Origin of the sequence: Paucibacter sp. B51 (assembly GCF_027863535.1) — a bacterium.
Classification (GTDB): domain Bacteria; phylum Pseudomonadota; class Gammaproteobacteria; order Burkholderiales; family Burkholderiaceae_C; genus Paucibacter_A; species Paucibacter_A aquatilis.
In genome coordinates this window covers 4377089-4396208 of sequence record NZ_JAPIVN010000001.1, presented here as the reverse complement: position 1 = coordinate 4396208, position 19120 = coordinate 4377089, and the positions used below count along the sequence as shown (strand labels likewise).

The 19120-nt window shown below is 67.8% G+C and carries 19 protein-coding genes; 10 read left to right on the top strand and 9 right to left on the bottom strand.

Annotated features, from left to right (window positions below):
- The first annotated feature begins 3 nt into the window (after positions 1-3).
- From deoC to trmB, 3 genes are read left to right on the top strand one after another with little or no spacing between them, the layout of a single operon-like run.
- Positions 4-771 (top strand): deoxyribose-phosphate aldolase, encoded by a 768-nt coding sequence (deoC, locus tag OOB33_RS18555; protein ID WP_271009734.1) that lies wholly within the window; start codon positions 4-6, stop codon positions 769-771.
- A gap of 11 nt (positions 772-782) precedes the next feature.
- A complete protein-coding gene (deoA, locus tag OOB33_RS18550; RefSeq protein ID WP_271009733.1) occupies positions 783-2099 on the top strand; it encodes a thymidine phosphorylase in 1317 nt (438 codons plus the stop codon).
- A gap of 55 nt (positions 2100-2154) precedes the next feature.
- Entirely contained in the window at positions 2155-2895 is a 741-nt protein-coding gene (gene trmB, locus OOB33_RS18545) for a tRNA (guanosine(46)-N7)-methyltransferase TrmB (RefSeq protein WP_442953024.1), read from the top strand.
- Here the strand turns inward: trmB and OOB33_RS18540 are convergent.
- Complete coding sequence (locus tag OOB33_RS18540) at positions 2840-3616, bottom strand: YoaK family protein (RefSeq protein ID WP_271009732.1); 777 nt, start codon at positions 3614-3616, stop codon at positions 2840-2842. The genes trmB and OOB33_RS18540 overlap by 56 nt on opposite strands.
- Positions 3617-3677: 61 nt before the next feature.
- Here OOB33_RS18540 and coaBC point away from each other — a divergent pair, with 61 nt between their 5' ends.
- The 4 genes from coaBC (at position 3678) to OOB33_RS18520 (ending at position 7021) form a co-directional block, all read left to right on the top strand.
- On the top strand, positions 3678-4898 hold the full coding sequence (gene coaBC, locus OOB33_RS18535) for a bifunctional phosphopantothenoylcysteine decarboxylase/phosphopantothenate--cysteine ligase CoaBC (protein ID WP_271009731.1): 1221 nt from the start codon (positions 3678-3680) through the stop codon (positions 4896-4898).
- Between the two features lie 30 nt (positions 4899-4928).
- Positions 4929-5387, top strand: coding sequence for a dUTP diphosphatase (gene dut / locus OOB33_RS18530; protein ID WP_102767047.1), 459 nt, complete (start codon positions 4929-4931; stop codon positions 5385-5387).
- A gap of 189 nt (positions 5388-5576) precedes the next feature.
- Positions 5577-6518, top strand: a complete 942-nt coding sequence (locus OOB33_RS18525; RefSeq protein WP_171828017.1) for a sensor domain-containing diguanylate cyclase — start codon at positions 5577-5579, stop codon at positions 6516-6518.
- 194 nt (positions 6519-6712) lie between these two features.
- The gene (locus OOB33_RS18520) at positions 6713-7021 is read left to right on the top strand and encodes a flagellar basal body rod protein (protein WP_102767045.1); all 309 of its coding nucleotides are present in this window, start codon (positions 6713-6715) and stop codon (positions 7019-7021) included.
- A gap of 51 nt (positions 7022-7072) precedes the next feature.
- On the opposite strand, the gene OOB33_RS18515 is transcribed toward OOB33_RS18520, so the two are convergent.
- Both OOB33_RS18515 and OOB33_RS18510 read right to left on the bottom strand, forming a co-directional pair.
- The gene (locus OOB33_RS18515; protein WP_102767044.1) at positions 7073-9064 is read right to left on the bottom strand and encodes a sensor histidine kinase; all 1992 of its coding nucleotides are present in this window, start codon (positions 9062-9064) and stop codon (positions 7073-7075) included.
- A gap of 282 nt (positions 9065-9346) precedes the next feature.
- A complete protein-coding gene (locus OOB33_RS18510; protein ID WP_271009730.1) occupies positions 9347-11347 on the bottom strand; it encodes a bifunctional 2',3'-cyclic-nucleotide 2'-phosphodiesterase/3'-nucleotidase in 2001 nt (666 codons plus the stop codon).
- 243 nt (positions 11348-11590) lie between these two features.
- Between OOB33_RS18510 and OOB33_RS18505 the strand changes: the two genes are divergently transcribed.
- The 3 genes from OOB33_RS18505 to OOB33_RS18495 are packed head-to-tail and all read left to right on the top strand — an operon-like array spanning position 11591 to position 15350.
- Complete coding sequence (locus OOB33_RS18505; protein WP_271009729.1) at positions 11591-12913, top strand: 3-methyl-2-oxobutanoate dehydrogenase (2-methylpropanoyl-transferring) subunit alpha; 1323 nt, start codon at positions 11591-11593, stop codon at positions 12911-12913.
- A 20-nt stretch (positions 12914-12933) separates the two neighbouring features.
- Complete coding sequence (locus tag OOB33_RS18500; protein ID WP_271010082.1) at positions 12934-13998, top strand: alpha-ketoacid dehydrogenase subunit beta; 1065 nt, start codon at positions 12934-12936, stop codon at positions 13996-13998.
- 2 nt (positions 13999-14000) lie between these two features.
- Positions 14001-15350, top strand: a complete 1350-nt coding sequence (locus OOB33_RS18495) for a dihydrolipoamide acetyltransferase family protein (RefSeq protein ID WP_271009728.1) — start codon at positions 14001-14003, stop codon at positions 15348-15350.
- On the opposite strand, the gene OOB33_RS18490 is transcribed toward OOB33_RS18495, so the two are convergent.
- From OOB33_RS18490 to OOB33_RS18465, 6 genes are all read right to left on the bottom strand, one after another.
- The gene (locus OOB33_RS18490) at positions 15340-15852 is read right to left on the bottom strand and encodes a DUF2269 family protein (protein ID WP_271009727.1); all 513 of its coding nucleotides are present in this window, start codon (positions 15850-15852) and stop codon (positions 15340-15342) included. The two genes, OOB33_RS18495 and OOB33_RS18490, sit on opposite strands and share 11 nt — an antisense overlap.
- Positions 15849-16241, bottom strand: coding sequence for a DoxX-like family protein (locus OOB33_RS18485; protein WP_271009726.1), 393 nt, complete (start codon positions 16239-16241; stop codon positions 15849-15851). Before OOB33_RS18485 ends, OOB33_RS18490 begins: the two co-directional genes overlap by 4 nt.
- Entirely contained in the window at positions 16238-17134 is an 897-nt protein-coding gene (locus OOB33_RS18480; protein WP_271009725.1) for an NAD-dependent epimerase/dehydratase family protein, read from the bottom strand. The genes OOB33_RS18485 and OOB33_RS18480 overlap by 4 nt, the downstream gene beginning before the upstream one ends.
- 31 nt (positions 17135-17165) lie before the next feature.
- Complete coding sequence (locus tag OOB33_RS18475) at positions 17166-17630, bottom strand: thiol-disulfide oxidoreductase DCC family protein (protein WP_271009724.1); 465 nt, start codon at positions 17628-17630, stop codon at positions 17166-17168.
- An 83-nt stretch (positions 17631-17713) separates the two neighbouring features.
- Positions 17714-18250, bottom strand: a complete 537-nt coding sequence (locus OOB33_RS18470; protein WP_058719891.1) for a GbsR/MarR family transcriptional regulator — start codon at positions 18248-18250, stop codon at positions 17714-17716.
- A 76-nt stretch (positions 18251-18326) separates the two neighbouring features.
- Entirely contained in the window at positions 18327-18998 is a 672-nt protein-coding gene (locus OOB33_RS18465) for a pyridoxamine 5'-phosphate oxidase family protein (RefSeq protein WP_442953051.1), read from the bottom strand.
- Positions 18999-19120 lie beyond the last annotated feature (122 nt).

Genomic DNA, 19120 nt, shown 5'->3' with positions numbered 1-19120 from the left:
CCCATGGCCTCTTTGGATCTGAAAGATGCAGCGCGCCTCGCGCTGCAATGCCTGGACCTGACCAGCCTCAACGACGCCGACACGGCCGAGGACATCGCGGCCCTGTGCCGGCGCGCTCAGACGCCCTACGGCCCGGTGGCGGCCGTCTGCGTCTGGCCGCGTTTCGTGGCGCAAGCGCGCGCGGCCTTGCCGGCCGAGATCAAGGTGGCGGCCGTGGCCAACTTCCCGGACGGCGCCCTCGATCTGTCACGCGCCCTGGCCGATGTGCAGGCGATTGCCACGGCCGGCGGCGATGAAGTCGATGTGGTCCTGCCGTATCGCGCCCTGATGGCCGGTCAACGCAGCGAGTGCGCCGAGTTCCTGGCCGAGGTGCGCCATGCCAGCCGGCCGCTGACGCTCAAAGTCATCATCGAGAGCGGTGAGCTCAAGACCCCCGAGCTGATCGCGGATGCGGCCCGCCTGGCCTTGATGGCCGGCGCCGACTTCGTCAAGACCAGCACCGGCAAGACCGCGGTCTCGGCCACGCCGCTGGCCGCCCGCCACATCCTCAGCGAGATCGCCGGCAGCGGCCTGGTCTCGGCCGGTTTCAAGGCCTCGGGTGGCATCCGCACCGTGACTGACGCCCAGGTTTATCTGGAGTTGGCGGCCGACAAGCTCGGCGCCGCAGCGCTGAACCCGCGCCGCCTGCGCTTTGGTGCCAGCGGCCTGCTGGGCGATATCGAAGCCGTGCTGTCCGGCACGGCCGCGCCCGCCAGCACCGCCAGCTACTGAGCGCAGCGGCCGTGCGGGCCCAGGAGATCATTCGCGCCAAGCGCGATGGTGCTGCGTTGTCCGAAGCGCAGATCCAGAGCATGGTGCGCGGCCTGGTCGATGGCAGCTGGAGCGAGGGCCAGATCGCGGCCCTGGCCATGGCCGTCCTCTGGCGCGGCATGAGCCGGGCTGAGTGCGTGGCCCTGACTCGGGCCATGCGGGACTCGGGCCGCCAGATGCACTGGCGCGATCTGCCTGGCCCGGTGTTGGACAAGCATTCCAGTGGCGGCGTGGGCGACAAGATCAGCCTGATGCTGGCGCCTCTGGTGGCCGCCTGTGGCGGCTTTGTGCCCATGATCTCGGGCCGTGGCCTCGGCCACACGGGAGGCACGCTGGACAAGCTGGAGGCCATCCCCGGTTTTTGCGCCACGCCCGAGGCCGCGCGCTTCGAGTGCATCGTGCGCGAGGTCGGCTGCGCCATCATCGGCCAGACGGCCGACCTGGCCCCGGCCGATGGTCGCTTCTATGCCGTGCGCGACATCAGCGCCACGGTGGAGAGCGTGCCCCTGATCACCGCCAGCATCCTGTCCAAGAAGCTGGCCGCCGGTCTGCAGGGCCTGGTCATGGACGTGAAATGTGGAAACGGCGCCTTTGCCGACTCGCCCGGGATGGCCCAGGAGCTGGCCCACAGCATCGTTGGCGTGGCCGCCGGTGCCGGTCTGCCGACCCGTGCACTGATCACCGACATGAACGAGGTGCTGGGCCAGACCGTGGGCAACAGCCTCGAGTTGCTGGAGGCCATGAAGTACCTGCGTGGCGAGGCGCGCGAACCGCGCCTGCATGCCCTGACCCTGGCCCTGGCCGGCGAGATGCTGCAGCTGGGCGGCTTGGCGGCCCATGCGGTGGAGGCGGAAGCCAAGCTGCAAGCCGCCCTGGACAGCGGCGCCGCGGCCGAAAAGTTTGTACAGATGGTGGCGGCCCAGGGTGGGCCGGCCGATCTGCTGGAGCGGCCCGATCGCTACCTGGCTGCCGCGCCGGTGCAGCGCCCGGTCTGTGCGCCGCGCGCGGGCCGTTTGAGCGCGATGCAGACGCGCGAGATCGGCCTGGCCGTGGTTGAACTGGGGGGAGGGCGGCGCCAGGCGGGCGACCGAATCGATGTGCGCGTGGGCCTCTCGGATGTCTTGCCCTTGGGCACCGTGTTCGAGGTCGGCCAGCCTTTCGCGATGGTCCATGCGGCTGACGATCCTGCAGCCGAGCGCGCCGCGGCTGCCGTGCTGGCGGCCTGCGATTTCAGCGAGCCTGAGGCGCCTTGGGGCCCCGCAGACCTGATTCAGGCCCGTGTCGGCTAGACTTCACGCCCCGTGGATCCGCCTGCATCCACCTGACCACTGCTGTACCTCTGCCATGCCTGATATCGACGACGCCACGCCCGCTCCCGCCACGCCCGACAGCCCGGATGGCGGCTCGCCCCGCCGCGGCATCAAGAGCTTTGTGGTGCGCGCTGGCCGCATGGGCTCGGGCCAGGTCAAGGCCCTGGCCGAGCTGGGCCCCAAGTTCGTCCTGCCCTTCCAGGCGGGCCAGCGCCTGGACACCGCGGCTGTGTTCGGCCGCGAAGCACCGGTGGTGTTCGAGATCGGTTTCGGCATGGGTGATGCCACCGCCAAGATCGCCCAGACCCTGGCCGACCATGACTTCATCGGCTGCGAGGTGCACGAGCCCGGCGTCGGTGCGCTGCTCAAGCACATCGAGGAAAGGCAGCTCGGCAATATCCGCATCTTTCAGCACGACGCCGTCGAAGTGCTGGAACAGATGATTGCCCCGGCCTCGCTGGCTGGCGTGCACATCTACTTCCCCGACCCCTGGCACAAGAAGCGCCACAACAAGCGCCGCCTGATCCAGCCTGAGTTCGTGGCCAAGCTCGTCCAGCACATCCGCCCTGGCGGATATCTGCACTGCGCCACCGACTGGGAGCCCTATGCCCAGCAGATGCTGGAGGTGCTGGGCGCCGAGCCGCTCCTGGAAAACACGGCCGCCGGCTACGCGGAAAAGCCCAGTTATCGCCCGCTGACCAAGTTCGAGAACCGCGGCCTCAAGCTGGGCCACGGGGTGTGGGATCTGGTGTTCCGCCGCCGCCCGCTGGCCTGAGCAGGCTGGCCCCGGCCAGCAGCACCAGGCCCAGGGCCAAGGGCAGGGTGGCGATGAAGCCGGCATGCTTGAAGCCCAAGGCGCCGATCAAGCCACCGACAAAGAAGGCCAGCACCAGGCTCAGGTGGATGCGCAGGCGCTGCCGGTTGGCCATCACGCGTGCTTGAATGAGCCCGGCCGGCGCCCGGTTCCAGTAGAGCAAACGCCCAAGCTCCAGGCCCAGATCGGTCAGCAGGCCGGTGACATGGGTGGTGCGGATCTCGGCATGCGAGATCTTGGTGATCAGGGCGTTCTGCAAGCCCATCACAAAGCACAGCAGCACGGCGGTCAGCGAGACCCGCAGGATCTGGTGCGGCAGCAGCTGGCTGCCGATCAGGCCGAAGACCAGCAGCAATGCCGCCTCCAGCAAGAGCGTCGGCACATAGGCCCAGCGCGGCCGGTGGCGCAGGCCGTAGTTGACCAGCAGCGCCGTACTGGCCGCGCCCATCACAAAGGCCGCCACCGCCAGCAAGGCACTGAAGGCCAGGCCGAACTGGCCCAGGGCGATGTGGTCGGTGCTGGCCGAGACCAGGCCGGTCATGTGCGAGGTGTACTGGCCCACGGCCAGAAAACCGCCGGCATTGAGCGCACCGGCCACAAAGGCCAGGCCGGCGCCCAAGTGCAGATTGCTGCGCGCGCTGCGTTCCGGCGCGGTCAGCTGAGCGAGGTAGTCCACGGGCATAGGCCCTGAGCATAAGGGCTGGCACGCCGAAGCCTGCGGCACAGCTGCTAGAGTGCCGCTCATGTCTGAATCCACATCTCTGGCCGGCCGCCACATCTTGCTGGCCCTGTCCGGCGGCATCGCCTGTTACAAGAGCGCCGAGCTGACCCGGCTCCTGACCAAGGCCGGTGCCACGGTGCAGGTGCTGATGAGCGAAGCGGCCGAGCACTTCATCACCGCCGTCACCATGCAGGCCCTGTCGGGCCGCACGGTGGCCACCAGCCAATGGGACGCGCGCGAGCCCAACAATATGGCCCACATCAATCTGAGCCGCGAGGCCGATCTGATGCTGGTCGCCCCAGCCAGCGCCGACTGCATCGCCAAGCTGGTGCAAGGCCGGGCCGATGATTTGCTGAGCCTCACCGCCCTGGCGCGGCCCAGCGATCGCTGCCCGCTGCTGGTGGCGCCGGCCATGAACCGCGAGATGTGGGCCCACCCGGCCACGCAGCGCAATATCGCCCAACTGCGCGCCGACGGCGGCATCGTGCTCGGCCCTGGCAACGGCGAGCAGGCCTGCGGCGAAACCGGCGATGGCCGCATGCTGGAAGCGGCAGAGTTGCTGGACGAGCTGATTGCTTTTTTCCAGCCCAAGCTGTTGTCGGGCCGCAAGCTCCTGATCACCGCCGGCCCGACTTTCGAAGCCCTGGACCCGGTGCGCGGCATCACCAATCTCTCCAGCGGCAAGATGGGTTTTGCGATCGCACGCGCTGCCGCCGAGGCGGGCGCCGAGGTGACCCTGGTGGCCGGCCCGGTGCACCTGCCTACGCCGCGCCATGTGCGCCGCATCGATGTGCAAAGCGCGCAGCAGATGTTCGATGCTGTGCTGCCCTTGGCGGCGCAGCATGAGCTCTTTGTCGCCACTGCAGCCGTGGCCGATTGGCGGCCGCTGGCGGCGAGCGCGCACAAGATCAAGAAAGACCCGAGCCAGGGCAATCGCCCGCCGGCCTTCGAGATGACCGAGAACCCCGACATCCTGGCGTCGGTCGCGGCCCTGCCGGCCGGGCAGCGCCCGCGCCTGTGTGTGGGCTTTGCGGCCGAGAGCCAGGATCTGGCCCGGCATGGCCGCGACAAGCTGCTGCGCAAAAAGGTCGAGCTCATCGTCGGCAATATCGGCCCGGCCACCTTCGGCCGCGATGACAACGCCTTGCTCTTGATCGATGCCGAAGGCGAGCGCGAGCTGCCCCGGGCCGACAAGCTCAGCCTGGCCCGTCAGCTGGTGGGCGAGATCGCCCGCCGCGTCTGACCGCCTTCTTCGTTTTCTTTTCTGATTCTCATGACCACCACCACCGTCGATCTCAAAGTCCTGGACCCTCGCATGGCCGAGCAGGTGCCCAGCTATGCCACGCCTGGCAGTGCCGGCCTGGACCTGCGCGCCTGCCTCGATGCGCCCATCACGCTGGCGCCGGGCCAGACCACCCTGATCCCCACCGGCCTGGCCATCCACATCGGCGACCCGGGTCTCGCCGCCATCATCCTGCCGCGTTCGGGCCTGGGACACAAACACGGCATCGTGCTCGGCAATCTGGTCGGCCTGATCGATTCCGACTACCAGGGCCAGCTCATGGTCAGCTGCTGGAACCGGGGTCAGAGTGAGTTTGTCATCCAGCCTTTCGAGCGCATCGCCCAGCTGGTCTTGGTGCCCGTGGTGCAGGCGGCCTTCCGCCGCGTCGAGGAGTTTGGCGACGCCAGCAGCCGGGGCGAGGGCGGTTTCGGCTCCACCGGCAAGCACTGAGCGGCGCTGAGAGCCGCACTGTCGACGCTGCACCACGCTGCAGCGCGGCATCTCATCCGGTGTGAATCTTGGGCTTGCATCAAATGGAGCGGCTTCTCTGCCCTGTTCGGCGCATTGCGGATGGCTGAAAAGCCTTACACCTGCGATAGTCGAAACATCGGTGGGACAGCCGACACAAAGGAGATGCAGATGGCAACACAGCCGCAAGCCGCAGCCGAGGGCGCCAGCGATGTGATCGCGGCCCGCATGCGCGCCCTGATGGTGCGTGCCCCCGTGGCCGCGGGCTTCGTCAAGAACGGTCAGTTCGAGGTGGTCAGTGAGCAGTTCAACCACCTCTTCGGACATGGCGACGAAACCGATCTCGCCGGTCAGGGCACGCGCAGCGTGCAGGTGTCCGATGCCTCCCATCAGTCGCTGCAGGAACGCACGCATGCCGCCTTCGTCAGTGGCAAGCCCCTGGACGACGAGATCGAGTTCGTGCGCCGCGACGGCAGCCGTTTCTGGGGCCGCCTGCAGGCGACGCCGGTGCATTGGGACCAGCCGGGCGGCGAGTCGCTCTGGATCGTGGATGACGTCACCGTCGCGCGTCAGCAGCGCATGCAGCCGACCTGGACGGCCAAGCACGATGTGCTGACCGAGCTGGCCAATCGCCGCGAGTTTGAGCGCCGCCTGACCGAGCATGTGGGCAGCCGCCGCCATGAGCCGGTCTCGGTGCTGTGGATCGACATCGACAAGTTCGGCGAGGTCGTGGCCGGCATGGGCGCCGAGGTGGGCGACCATTTCCTCTACGGCCTGGGCCAGCTCCTGATCACCAAGGTGCGTGCGTCCGACCTGGTGGCTCGTCTGGAAGATGACCACTTTGCCGTGCTGCTGCCCAATTGTGATCAGCACTATGCCGAGATCGTGGCCGAGAAGATGCGCGCCGGCATCGCCGCCTACCGCCTGCGCTGGGGCCTGCACCGCACCCGCGTCAAGGCCTGCCTGGGCGTGGTGCAGCTGCAAGCCTCGCTCGAATCCGTGGACGCCGTCCTCGGCGCCGCCGCCCTGGCCTGCACCGAAGCCAAGGCCGCCGGCGGTGACAGCGTGCGGGTCTTCATCTCTGCTGGGGCGTTTGAGGAACTGGCCGGCTGAGCCCGACCTGGGACCCCGTTCCGACAGCCCGCCGGCCCGGCCGACGGGCTTTTTTGTGCCCATTCGCTGAGAGCCTCAGGGCTGGCGTGAGGAAATAGCCAGAAAAACGCATTCTTTTCTAAAGTTCAGCGCGCGGCTGCCGATCTCGTCGGGACAATCCTGGCCTGCACCAGTAGTTTCGGAGCGTTGCTGCCATGTCCATCGGTCTGTCCACCGCCTTGTCCGGCATCTCGGCCGCCAACGAGCGCTTGCGCGCGTCGGCCCAGAGCACGGTCAGCAATGCGTCGGCCGATTTCCGCCGACAGCAGCTGCAGGCACAGCAGGCGGATGCGCAACAGGCCCAGCAGGGCAATCAGGCGTTGCGCCAGGTGCCGGCGACCGGCCCTTCGGCCGAGGCCGACCTGATCACGCAGAAATCGGCGACCTACGCCTTTGTCGCCAATCTGCGCGTGCTGCAGACCCAGCTGCGTGCCAGCGGCACGATGCTGGACATCCATGCCTGATTCACACCAGGTTCAGGCCTGATTCCAGGCGCCCGTGCCACACGGCTGCACTCAGCGCAGCGGCAGCCTCAGGCGCACCCAGGTGCCGCGGCCGAGCTCGCTGTCGATGCGGATCTGGCCTTGCATCAACTCTTCGACCACGGTGCGCACCACGCTCAAGCCGAGCCCTGCGCCCTCGCTGCCCAGGCGGCCGCTGAAGAACGGGTCAAAGATGCGCGGCAAGGCTTCGGCCGGGATGCCGCAGCCGTTGTCTTCCAGGCTGAGGCTCAGCGCCTCCCCATCGGCGCTGTCGTCCCGACGCAGCCGCAGCTGAATCCGAGCGGGAGCCGCCGCAACACTGCGGTCCTTCAGCCCATGGTCGACGGCGTTGTCCAGCAGCTCCTGCACCACATTGTGCAAAGACTGCATGGGCCCGAACATGGGCATGGCCGCGGGCAGATCGGCCGCCAGATCAATGCCCGCCGCCTGGCAACGTGCCTGGTTCAGCTCGATCAGGCGATGCATCAGGGCGCTGGCGTCGAAGTCCTGTGCCATCTCCTGCTCGCTGTCCAGCGACAGGGCTTTCAGGCGCTGGATCAGCTGACTGGCGCTTTCCAGCGAGCGGTCCACCAGGGAGGAGCATTGCTGCAGCGAGCTGGCGGTCTCGCTGAGCGCCTGACGGCGCAGCTGGCCCGCCTGCAGCCATTGCTCCAGCTCCTGCGCACGGTCGCGGATCACCGAGGCGCCCATGCGCGCATTGCCCAGCGGCGTGTTCAGCTCATGCGCCATGCCCACCACCATGCGGCCTAGAGCCAGCTGTTTTTCCTGCTGCATGACGGTGCGCAAGGCCTCCTCCAGCGAGGCGGTGCGGGCCAGCACACGCGCCTCCAGCTCCTCATTGGCCTGCTGCAGGGCGGCTTCGGCCGCACGGCGAATGCTGGCCTCGGCTTGCAGCCGGCTGAGGGTCTGCTGGAGCTCGGCATTGCGAGCGGCCAGCGACTGTTCCAGCTGGCCGCCGTGGCGCGCCAGCTGCTCGTTTTCCAGGCGCACGCGCTGCAGCTGGAACACATCGTCGACCGCACGCGACAGGGTGCCGGCCACGGCTTGCAGACGCAGGCGCTGAAAGCTCAGCAGGCGCTGGCTGCAGCGCAGGGCGGAGCTGCTGTCACCGGCTGCTTCGCCGAAGCGAACGATGGTGCGCAGCAGGTATTCGTGAACAAAGCGCAGCCCATCGCCGGCCTCGGCCAGCTCGGCCTCGAGGTCCAGCAAGGCCTGCCAGCGGGGCGCATCTGGATGCTCGCGCCAGGCCAGCAGGGTCTGGCTCAGCTGCAGGGCCTGGCGCGCCCCGGCGATCTGGCGCCAGACGCTGCCGGCGCCTGTGCGCAGCAGGCGCTCGATATGGGGCCGCGCATCGGCGGTGTCGCCCGCCAGCAGCTCGATGTAGGCCAGATTGAGCGAGGACAGATGAACATCTTCCTGCAGGCCATGCTGCTGGGCCAGTTGCAGTGCATCCAGGTGATGGGCGCGGCAGCGCAGCCAGAGCGGGTGCCCTGGCGGCGCGAGCTGCTCATCGGCCAGCACAAAGCAGGCGGTGGCGCAGTAGTTGAGGATGCGATGCACCGTGCCAGGCCGCATCTGCGCGCGGCGGGCCAGCAGGGCGTCGCTGTTCTTGATCAGCTCCTCATACATGCCCGCCTGGGCCATGATGCGGCCTCGCACCGCCTGTAGCTGATCGCTGAGGTTCTGCGACTGTGCGCGTTGACTCAGCTGCAGGGCGCGTTCCAGGCTCGACAGTGCCGCATGGTGCAGGCGCAGCCGGGTTTGCAGTTCGGCCAGGGGAAAGAGGGTCAGCACCTCGACCAGTGGATCGTCCACGAGCGCGGCGGCCTGCTGGCACAGCTCGTAGGCCTCCTGCAGCAAGAGTGCGTCACCGCGGCTGGCTTCGGATTGCAGATGCAGGCTCAGATGCAGGGCGCGGGCCAGCAGCTGGTCGCCTGGCTCGCTGATCTGGGGCAACAAGGACTCCAGCAGCGGGGCGGCCCGGTCCAGATCCATCTCGCTCATCCAGGTCTGGGCTTGCAGCAGCTGCTCCCGGACCGGGCCTGGTAGCGAACCCTTCGGCGCCGCGGAGGATTCAGGGGCTTCAGGGTCAGGTCTTGACGGCGACGGCGACTTTGACTGCACGAGGGCGAACTCCGGCGGGGACCGGCCTCCCGACCGGGGTCAGCTGAATCCGCTGGTCTGTGCCAGGCTGGAGGCCTCTCGTCCGTCAGGCGGAGACAGGTTGGAGTGGATTGTGGGGCCGCCGGACCGGCTTTGTCAGCCCCGCATCTGGGTTGTGTGGGCTCAGGGTTGCAGGCGATACCAGGCCGAGCCATCGGGCAGACGCTCGATCAGCACGATGCCGGCCGTGTCCGCGCGCTTCAGATGCTCGGCCCCGGCGGCGCCGCTGCGGAACTTCAGTTGCACGCCGGGCACGGGCAGCAGGCGCCAGGCTGGCAGCGCTTGGGCGCCCGCCGTATCCGCTGGCAGCCGACCCAAGCCGCTGAGGTAGGCGGCCACGGCCTCGCGGTTCTCATCGGGGGCGTCGATGACGACCTTGCTGGCGTTCAGGCCCGGGAAGCCGCCGCCGCCGCTGGCGCGGTAGTGGTTGGTGATCACCAGGAAGTCCGCCTGGTCCTCGATCGGCCGGCCCTGGTAGCGCAGATCGCCGATGCGCCGCGCCTGGGGCTGGAGCAGCTTGCCCTCGGCGCTGTAGCGAGCCGGCTGGCGCACATCGATGGTGTAGCTCAGGCCGGGGCGGCCATCGGCCAGGGGCGCGGCGTAGAGGCTGTCGAAGTTGTAGGCGCGGAAGTCGTCGTCCAGCAACTCCTGCTCGGCCGGGCCAGCCGGGTCGATCCGGCGGAACTGGCCGGCCGACATTTCCAGCCATTCGCGCAGCTCGGCGCCGGTGAGCTTGAGCACCTTGATCTGGTTGGGATAGAGGTAGAGGTCGGCCACATGCTTGGCGGCGAGCGGGCCGGGCGGGATGTCGGTGTAAAAGTTCCAGCCCTGGCGGCCGCCAGCTTTGAAGGGCGCTGCCGCCGAGAGCAGGGGCAGGCCTTCCAGTGCCGTGCCCTGCACCGCACGCTCCAGATAGGACAGCTGGGCGCGGGCCACAAGGTCCACGGCCAGGCTGGGCTGCACCTGCGAGAAGTAGCTGTGGATGGCGACCTCGCTGTGGGCCACGGGCGCGCGCAGGGCCTGCAGCGTGTCGGCATGTTCGCGGGCGATCACATGGGCCACCATGGGATCGGCCTTCACCAGGGCGCGGCGGCTGGCGCGGTCGAGGATGGGCCGCAGCTCGGCCCGGCTGTGCTGCACCGTCCAGCGGCGGCCCTGGCGTTGCAGTTCCAGGTCCACCACGGCCAGGTGGTCGCCCCAGCGGCCGGGCATGGCGGCCGGCACGCCGTGGATGCGGCCTTGCACCAGGTCCACGCCGGGGTAGCCGGCGAATTGGGCGCTGGGGAACTCGGCATGGGCATGGCCGAAGAGCAGGGCGTCGATGCCGGGCACGCGGGCCAGCTCGGCCACGGTGTTCTCGGCCAGATGCCCTTGCTCGGTTTTCTCAAAGCCCGAGTGGGCCAGGGCCACCACCAGATCGGCGCCTTGCGCGCGCATGCGCGGCACCAGGGCGCGGGCGGTTTCGACGATGTCGCGCGCCTCGACCCGGCCCTGCAGATGTCGGCGATCCCATTGCATGATTTGCGGCGGCACAAAGCCGATCACGCCGATCTTCAGCGTCTGCGTCCGGCCGGCCTCATCCTTGAACTGGCGCTGCAGAAGCACATAGGGCGTGAAGGCATGTTGCAAACGGCCTTGCACGCCGCGCTCCATGACGTTGGCGCTGACGTAGGGGAAGCTGGCGCCGGCCAGGGCCTGGCGCAAGAAGGGCAGGCCGTAGTTGAACTCGTGGTTGCCGACATTGGCGGCATCCACGCCCAGCAGGTTCAGCACCTTGTAGGCCGGGTGGGTGTCGCCCTCGCGCAGGGGCTGGATGCGGGCCACCAGATCGCCGAGCGGGTTGCCCTGCAGCAGATCGCCGTTGTCAAACAGCAGGTGGTTGGGCGCTTCAGACCGGGCGCGCTGAATCAGGGTGATGGTCTTGGCCAGGCCGTAGTCATCGGTCTCGCGGTCCTGGTAGTAGTCGTAGTTCAGCAGATTCATGTGCAGATCGCTGGTCTGCAGCAGGCGCAGCTTGAGCGTGGCTGGCTTGGATGGCGTGGCTGGCGCGGCTTGCAGAGGGCCACTCCAGGCCAGGCCGAGGGCAAAGAATGAGGACAGGGCGAGGGAGGCGATGCGGCGCATGGGCTGAAGGAGGGCGAGAGGGCAGGGCGCATGCTAGCCCCTCCGGACCGCGATCCAGGGTTAGTTCTAGGGTTAACTGCCCGGGGCCGACCCGGCAATCCGCTACGCTGGAGCCCGGAGCTGCTGCCTGAACGGTGTGGCTCTTGAGAGGAGCTTGAGACCTGCCGCCACCCTTGGCAGGGCCAGAGCGCCTGACCCTGTCGACAACAAAGCCTTGGCGCGTGATCCGCGCAGGAGTGCCGTATGAGTCCTATCCCCCCGCCGGGCCAGCTGGATCCGCTGCCGCCCGCGTCTGACGCAGCAGCTGCTGCGCCAACCCCCGCCTACGAGGGCCTGCGCCTGCATGTGCCCGAGCCCACCGGTCGCCCCGGTTGCCACACCGATTTCTCCTACCTCCACCTCTCGCCGGCCGGCGCCGTGCGCAAGCCCGAGCTTGATGTGGCGGCGGTGGACACGGCAGACCTGGCCTACAGCCTGATCCGCGTTCTCGACGAAGACGGCGTGGCCCGTGGCCCCTGGGCGCCCGAGCTGGGCCCCGAGCAACTGCTGCATGGCCTGCGCACCATGCTCAAGACCCGGGTGTTCGACAGCCGCATGCTGATCGCCCAGCGCCAGAAAAAACTCAGCTTCTACATGCAGAGCCTGGGCGAAGAGGCCATCGGCAGCGCGCACGCCATGGCGCTGCGCGATGGGGATATGTGCTTCCCCACCTACCGCCAGCAAAGCCTGCTGCTGGGGCGCGACGATGTGCCCATGGTGGAGCTGATCTGCCAGCTCCTGTCCAACGAGCGCGACCCGCTCAAGGGCCGGCAACTGCCGGTGATGTATTCGATCAAGAAGGCCGGCTTCTTCACCATCAGCGGCAATCTGGCCACGCAGTTCATCCAGGCCGTGGGCTGGGGCATGGCCTCGGCCATCAAGGGCGACACCAAGATCGCCTCGGGCTGGATTGGTGATGGCGCCACCGCCGAGTCCGATTTCCACACCGCGCTGACCTTCGCCCACGTCTACCGCGCGCCGGTGATCCTGAACGTGGTCAACAACCAGTGGGCGATTTCGACCTTCCAGGCGATTGCCGGCGGCGAGGGCACGACCTTTGCCGCGCGCGGCAGCGGCTGCGGCATCGCCTCGCTGCGGGTGGACGGCAATGACTTCCTGGCGGTCTACGCGGTTTCGCAGTGGGCGGCCGAGCGCGCGCGGCGCAATCTGGGCCCGACCCTGATCGAATGGGTCACCTACCGCGCCGGCCCGCACTCGACCTCGGACGACCCGAGCAAATACCGCCCGGCCGACGAATGGCAGCGCTTCCCTCTGGGTGACCCGATCGCGCGCCTGAAGCGCCATCTGGTCGACCGCGGCCTCTGGAGCGAGGCCCAGCACGAAGCATTGCAGAAAGAGCTGGAAGCCGAGGTCATCGCCGCGCAGAAAGAGGCTGAGCGTTTCGGCACCCTGGCCGATGGCCACATCCCCAGCATCGAGTCCATGTTCACTGATGTCTACAAAGACATGCCCGCGCATTTGAAAGATCAACTGGCGCAGGCGCGCCACTACGGAGGTCGGCCATGAGCGGCAAACCGGAAGCACAGATGGAAGCGCAGCTGGCGCTGGCAGGCGAAGCGAGCGAGGCCAGCCCAGCACGCCTGCCCATGACCATGATCCAGGCCCTGCGCTCGGCCATGGACGTGATGCTGGAGCGCGACCCCGATGTGGTCATCTTCGGCCAGGACGTGGGCTATTTTGGCGGCGTGTTCCGTTGCACCGACGGCCTGCAGGCCAAGTACGGCAAGCAGCGCGTCTTCGATGCGCCCATCTCCGAAGGCGGCATCGTCGGCGTGGCCGTGGGCATGGGGGCGTATGGCTTGCGCCCCGTGGCCGAGATCCAGTTCGCCGACTACTTCTACCCGGCCTCGGACCAGATCGTCTCGGAAGCGGCGCGCCTGCGCTACCGCTCGGCCGGTGACTTCACCGCGCCGCTGACCATCCGCATGCCCTGCGGCGGCGGCATCTACGGCGGCCAGACGCACAGCCAGAGCCCCGAGGCGTTGTTCACCCATGTCTGCGGCCTGCGCACGGTCATGCCGTCCAACCCTTATGACGCCAAGGGCTTGCTGATCGCGGCCATCGAGTGCGACGACCCCGTTATCTTTCTGGAGCCCAAGCGCCTCTACAACGGCCCCTTCGACGGCCACCACGACCGGCCCTCGACCCCCTGGTCGGCCCACCCGCTGGGCCTGGTGCCGCAAGGCCACTACAGCCTGCCGCTGGACCAGGCCGCGGTGTTCCGCCCCGGGGCCGACATCACGGTGCTGACCTACGGCACCATGGTCTGGGTGGCCGAAGCGGCGGCGCGCGAGACCGGCATCGATGCCGAGATCATCGACCTGCGCTGCATCTGGCCGCTGGATCTGGACACCATCATTGCCTCGGTCAAGAAGACCGGCCGCTGCGTGGTCCTGCATGAGGCCACACGCACCAGCGGCTTTGGCGCCGAGCTGGTGGCCCTGGTGCAAGAGCATTGCTTCTACCACCTCGAGGTGCCGGTGGAGCGCGTCAGCGGCTGGGACACGCCGTATCCGCATGCCCAGGAATGGGATTACTTTCCGGGCCCGGCCCGCGTCGCTGCGGCCCTGCAGCGCGCCATGGAGAAATGAAGATGAGTAGCGAACATGTGATCAAGATGCCCGATATCGGCGAAGGCATCGTCGAAGTGGAAGTGGTGGCCTGGCGCGTGCAGGCCGGTGACCAGGTCAGCGAAGACCAGATCCTGGCCGATGTGATGACCGACAAGGCCACGGTGGAAATCCCCTCGCCGGTGAAAGGCCGTGTGCTGGCGCTGGGCGGCGAGGTGGGCGAGTTGATGCGGGTGGGCTCGGCCCTGATCCGCATCGAGGTGGAGGGCGAGGCTGGTGTTTCCGCACCTGCGGCTCCTGTTGCTGCACCGGCACCCGTTTCTGTCGCGGTGGCGCCGGCTCCCGTGCCAGCCCCGGCACCTTCGCCAACTCCCGTCGCGCCGCCTGCTGTGGCTGCCCATGCCCCGCAGGACCTGGGCCTGAGCCTGGCCGACAAGCCCATCGCCTCGCCCTCGCTGCGCCGCCGCGCCTGGGAGCTGGGCGTGGATCTGGCCCAGGTGCGCGGCACCGGTCTCGGTGGCCGCATCATGCAGGCCGACCTGGATGCGTTTGTTGCCAGCCATGGCAGCCAGCTGCGTCCGCCTGCGCCTGCTGCCGCGCCTGCTTCGGTTGCGGCTGCAATTGCAGCTGCACCGGCCAGTGCTCCGCGCCTGCCCCGCTCGGGCTCGCGCGGCGATGGCGTCGAAGCCATCCGCATCGTCGGCCTGCGCCGCAAGATCGCCGAGAAGATGCAGGACGCGAAACGCCGCATCCCGCATTTCAGCTATGTCGAAGAGGTCGATGTCACCGAGCTGGAAGCGCTGCGCCTCAAGCTCAATACCCAGTACGGCGCCAGCCGCGGCAAGCTGACCTTGTTGCCCCTGCTGGCCCGGGCGATTGTGCGCACGCTGCCGGATTTCCCGCAGATCAATGCGCGCCTGGACGACGAGGCGGGCGTGATCAACCGCTTCGACGCGGTCCATCTGGGCGTGGCCGCGCAAACGCAGGCTGGGCTGATGGTGCCGGTGCTGCGCCATGCCGAGAGCCATGATTTGTGGAGCTGTGCCGCCGAGATTCGGCGTTTGGCCGAAGCCGCCCGCAGCGGCCGTGCCACCCGCGACGAGCTCAGCGGCTCCACCATCACCATCTCCAGCCTGGGCGCACTCGGCGGCATCGTCACCACCCCGGTGATCAACAGCCCCGAGGTCGCCATCGTCGGCGTCAACCGCATCGTCGAGCGGCCCATGATCCGCAACGGCCAGGTGGTGGCGCGGCAGATGATGAACCTGTCCTCCTCCTTCGACCACCGCGTGGTTGATGGTCAGGATGCGGCCGAGTTCATCCAGGCCCTGCGCGGCCTGATGGAATCGCCGGCCTTGCTCTTCATTGACTGAGCGGCAGGAGCAGGTTGGCCAGGCCCGCAGGCAAGTCGGGCTTGGCCACCATCAGGTAGAAGATGAGGGGCATGGCCACGAAGGCGGCGTAGCCCAGCCCTTCCCACCAGCGGGCATAACGCCAGTAGCGTGCGGGCAGGGCTTGTTCGCTCTTCAGCGCTGCCTCGGCCATGTCGGACATGCGCAGCTGCAGCCAGACCACCGGCAGCCAGCAGGCCCCGGCAAACAGGTAGAGCGCCAGCCCCAGGGTCAGCCAGGGCGTGCCCAGCACCGGCCAGCCGGCCTGCTGGGCCAGCCATAGGCCGCTGAGCGGCTGGACGATCACCGCCGGCGTGGTGAACCAGAGGTCGGCCCGCTTGACCAGGCGGCAGACCACGACTTGCGCGGCCAGCGATCCACTGCGATTGGCAAAGAAGAGATAGAAGGCCGAGCCGAAGCCGGTGCCGGCCAGCAGCACGCTGGAGACCACATGCACGGTCTTGATGAGCAGATAGGTGTTCATGATGAGCTGCCGCCCTCGCGGGCGTCGAGAAAGAGCAGATAGAGCAGGGCGGCGATGGGCAGGTTCTTGCTCAGCGGGCCCAAGGGGTGCAGCCAGAGCGTGGGCAGCAGCAGGCTGCCCACCAGGGTCATCACCAGCATGGCCAGGCCTGCCGCCAAATAGAGTCGCGGCGCATGCCAGCGCCACAGCGCCGTACCGATCAGCAGGTCCAGGCCGGCGCCGCTGAGGATCAGGGTTTGGGCCAGCGCTGCATCCAGGCCGGCTGCGTGCAGCAGGGCCGCCGATTGGCCATGCAGCTCCCATAGGCTGACCACGCCGGTCCAGAGCCAGAGGCCGATCAGACTGAGGCGCGCGGCGCGGCGTCCGGCGGGATGGAGTGTGTGGCTCATGCGTGCTCCCAGGTGCTCAAGAACTCGTTCGGTGAGCGTGCGTCTCGATCCAGCAGTTGGCGCAACGGCGCCGGGTCGGCCGTGTTGTCTTGCCGCAGCAGGGCCAGCGTTTCTCGACCCCAGGGTTGGAAGGGCAGCTGGTCGCCGATGCGGGCACTGAGCCGGCTCAGCGCATCGGGCAGGCGTAGCACTCGAGCCGGCGGCCGGCCTTGTTGCCGGCGCAGGCCGGCGATGAAATCGCTGAGACACAAGGCTTGGGGCCCGACCACGGCGAGCTGCGGCGGTCCAGTTCTTGGCAGCAGGCGCAGGCAAGCCTCAGCCAGGTCTTGCACGGCTACAGGTTGGACACGGGTGTTCAGGGCCGCGCCGGGCAGGATCAGCAAGGGCAGCCGAGCCAGATTCAGGAACAACTCGCTGCTGGCGCCGCCCGGGCCGAAGACGATGCTGGGTTGCAAGACTGTGGCGTCCAGGCGCCCAGCTTGCTGCAGCGCCAGCAACTTCGTTTCCGCAGCCCGCTTGCTGCGCGCGTACTGCGTGTCGCTCTCGGCAATGCCCAGGGCAGAGATCTGCAGCACGCGTCGCACACCGGCTTCGGCGCAAGCTTCGAACAAAGCCACCGGGCCCCGGTGATGGATGGCGTCCATGGGCTGCCCCGGCCGGTTGCGAAGGACGCCCACGGCGTTGATCACGGCGGCTATGCCTTGCAGGCGCGGCAGCCAGTCCTTGGCCGAAAGGTCGCGGCTGAAATCGGCCTGGATCCATTCCAGGCCCGGCTTTTCAGAGCTGGGGCGTGCTGTCCGGCTTGTAGCCCGAACCGAGTGACCCTGGCTGAGCAATCGGCCCAGCACATGGCGGCCGATGAAGCCTTGAGCGCCGCAGAGCAGGATGTTCATGGTGATGCGCTGTGCCGTAGTGGAGGCGTATTCAGCGCGTGCAGCGCTCGGCTGTGCAGCGCGGTTGGCGGGCGGCGTGTTCGGCGGCGCGCCGCAGGGCGCGGCCGAAGACCAGACCGCTGATCCAGGCCGGCACATGGTGACGGTGGCGGGCAATCCAGGGGTAGAGGGTCTCGGCCAAGGGCCGCAGCACGGGCAGGGACAGGGCGCGGCTGACACCGGGCAGGCCCACGGCTGCGTAAGCCAGCCGGAAAACCTCGACGCTGCGGATCACCTGGCCATCGGCCCGCAGGCCATGCATCAGGCTCAGCAGATCTTCATGGCTGCAGCCCGGCGGCGGGCCGGCGAAATCGGGGGCCGAGACGTCCACAAAGCGCAGCAGGCCCTCGCGACTGCGCAGCATCAGATTGCGCATCTCGCTGTCGCACAAGGGGCAGGCCGATTCGTAGAACAGGGTCAAAGGGAAGGCGCCGGGGTGCATGAGGGTGATATTCATGATTCATCCGATATTTCAGTAATGACAGAAATTTGGAGTCAAAAAAGGGCGCCTGACTTTGACGACAGGCGCTGCCTTGCGCTTCAGTCCTTGCCGTCCGAGCCGCGCACAAACTTCTGCACACTGGCGCCAAGTTTCAAGACCTTTTCCAGGGTGGTGGGCGAGAGCCTGAGCATTTCTTCGGACCAGGCACCCAGGGTGTCCATGAAGCGCAGGGCTTCGCGCACACGGTCCTGGGTGTCGGCGCTTTCACCGGCAAAGCCGGGGTCGGCGACCAAGGAGCTCAGCACGCGAACGGTCGGATCGAATTCCCGCTCCTTGCGCTCGCGCACGATGGTGCGGAACAACTCCCAGACGTCGACCGAGGTCTCGAAGTAGTCGCGTCGGTCGCCCAGCACATGGGCCACCCGGATCAGGTTCCAGTTCTGCAACTCTTTCAAGCTGGTGCTGACATTGGAGCGCGCCACCGTCAGGGTGTCGGCAATCTCTTCCGCATGCAGCGGCCGGCCGTGAAAGAAGAGCAGGGCGTGGATCTGGGCCACGGTGCGGTTCACGCCCCAGGCATTGCCCATCTCGCCCCAGTGGACGACAAATTTGCGTGCGACTTCGCTGAGTTCCATGGAGCGGAGCATAGTCCGTCTGTAATTTCTGTCAATACAGAAATTTGCGCAGAATGAACGCCCTGCAGCTCGGCGGTCAGGACGCCACAGACTTCTCTCCCCACTGCCTCACATAGGCGGGCGCCGGCTCCCGGTTGTCGGCCGCTGCCTGTGGCGCTGCTTGCACCAGGCGCAGCGGCAACACGCCGGTCCACACGGGCAGATGCAAGTCCTCCTCGTCGTCCTGCGGCGGGCCGCTGCGGACCTTGCAAGCGGCTTCATCCAGTGGGATGCGCAACACGGTGGTGGCGGCGAATTCCTTGTCACTGCCGCGCCGGGCCTCGTGCTCGCGGCCGGGGGCGATCTTGTGCATGAAGTGGTCCAGGCTCGCGCGCTTTTGGGCTTCGTCGCGGACCGCTTCGAACTGACCGTAGATCATGCAGGCGCGGTAGTTCATCGAATGGTTGAAGGCCGAGCGGGCCAGCACCAGGCCGTCCAGCAGGGTGAGGGTGACGCAGGCTTGCGTCTCGGGGCGCAGCAGGGTCTTGACCATGCGGCCGCCGTTGGAGCCGTGGATGTAGAGGTGTTCGCCCTCGCGCCAGCAGGCCATGGGGATGCAATGGCTGCCGCGTTCGTCGGCAAAGGCGATGTGACACAGATAGGCGGCGTCGACGATGGCGTGCACAGTCTCGCGCTCGTAGCGGGCGTTCTCGGCCACGCGGCGCACGCGCGTGCGCTCGCTGGGGGCGGTGGCGGGGCTGGCAGGGATGGGGTTCATGGAGGTTTCGAGAAATGCGGTTCTAAGGATGAGGGAAAGCCGGCGCGCGCAGAAATTTCAGTGCGCAATGTAGTGAGGCAGTGGTTCTAGGAGAAGATCCACAAGTTATCAAT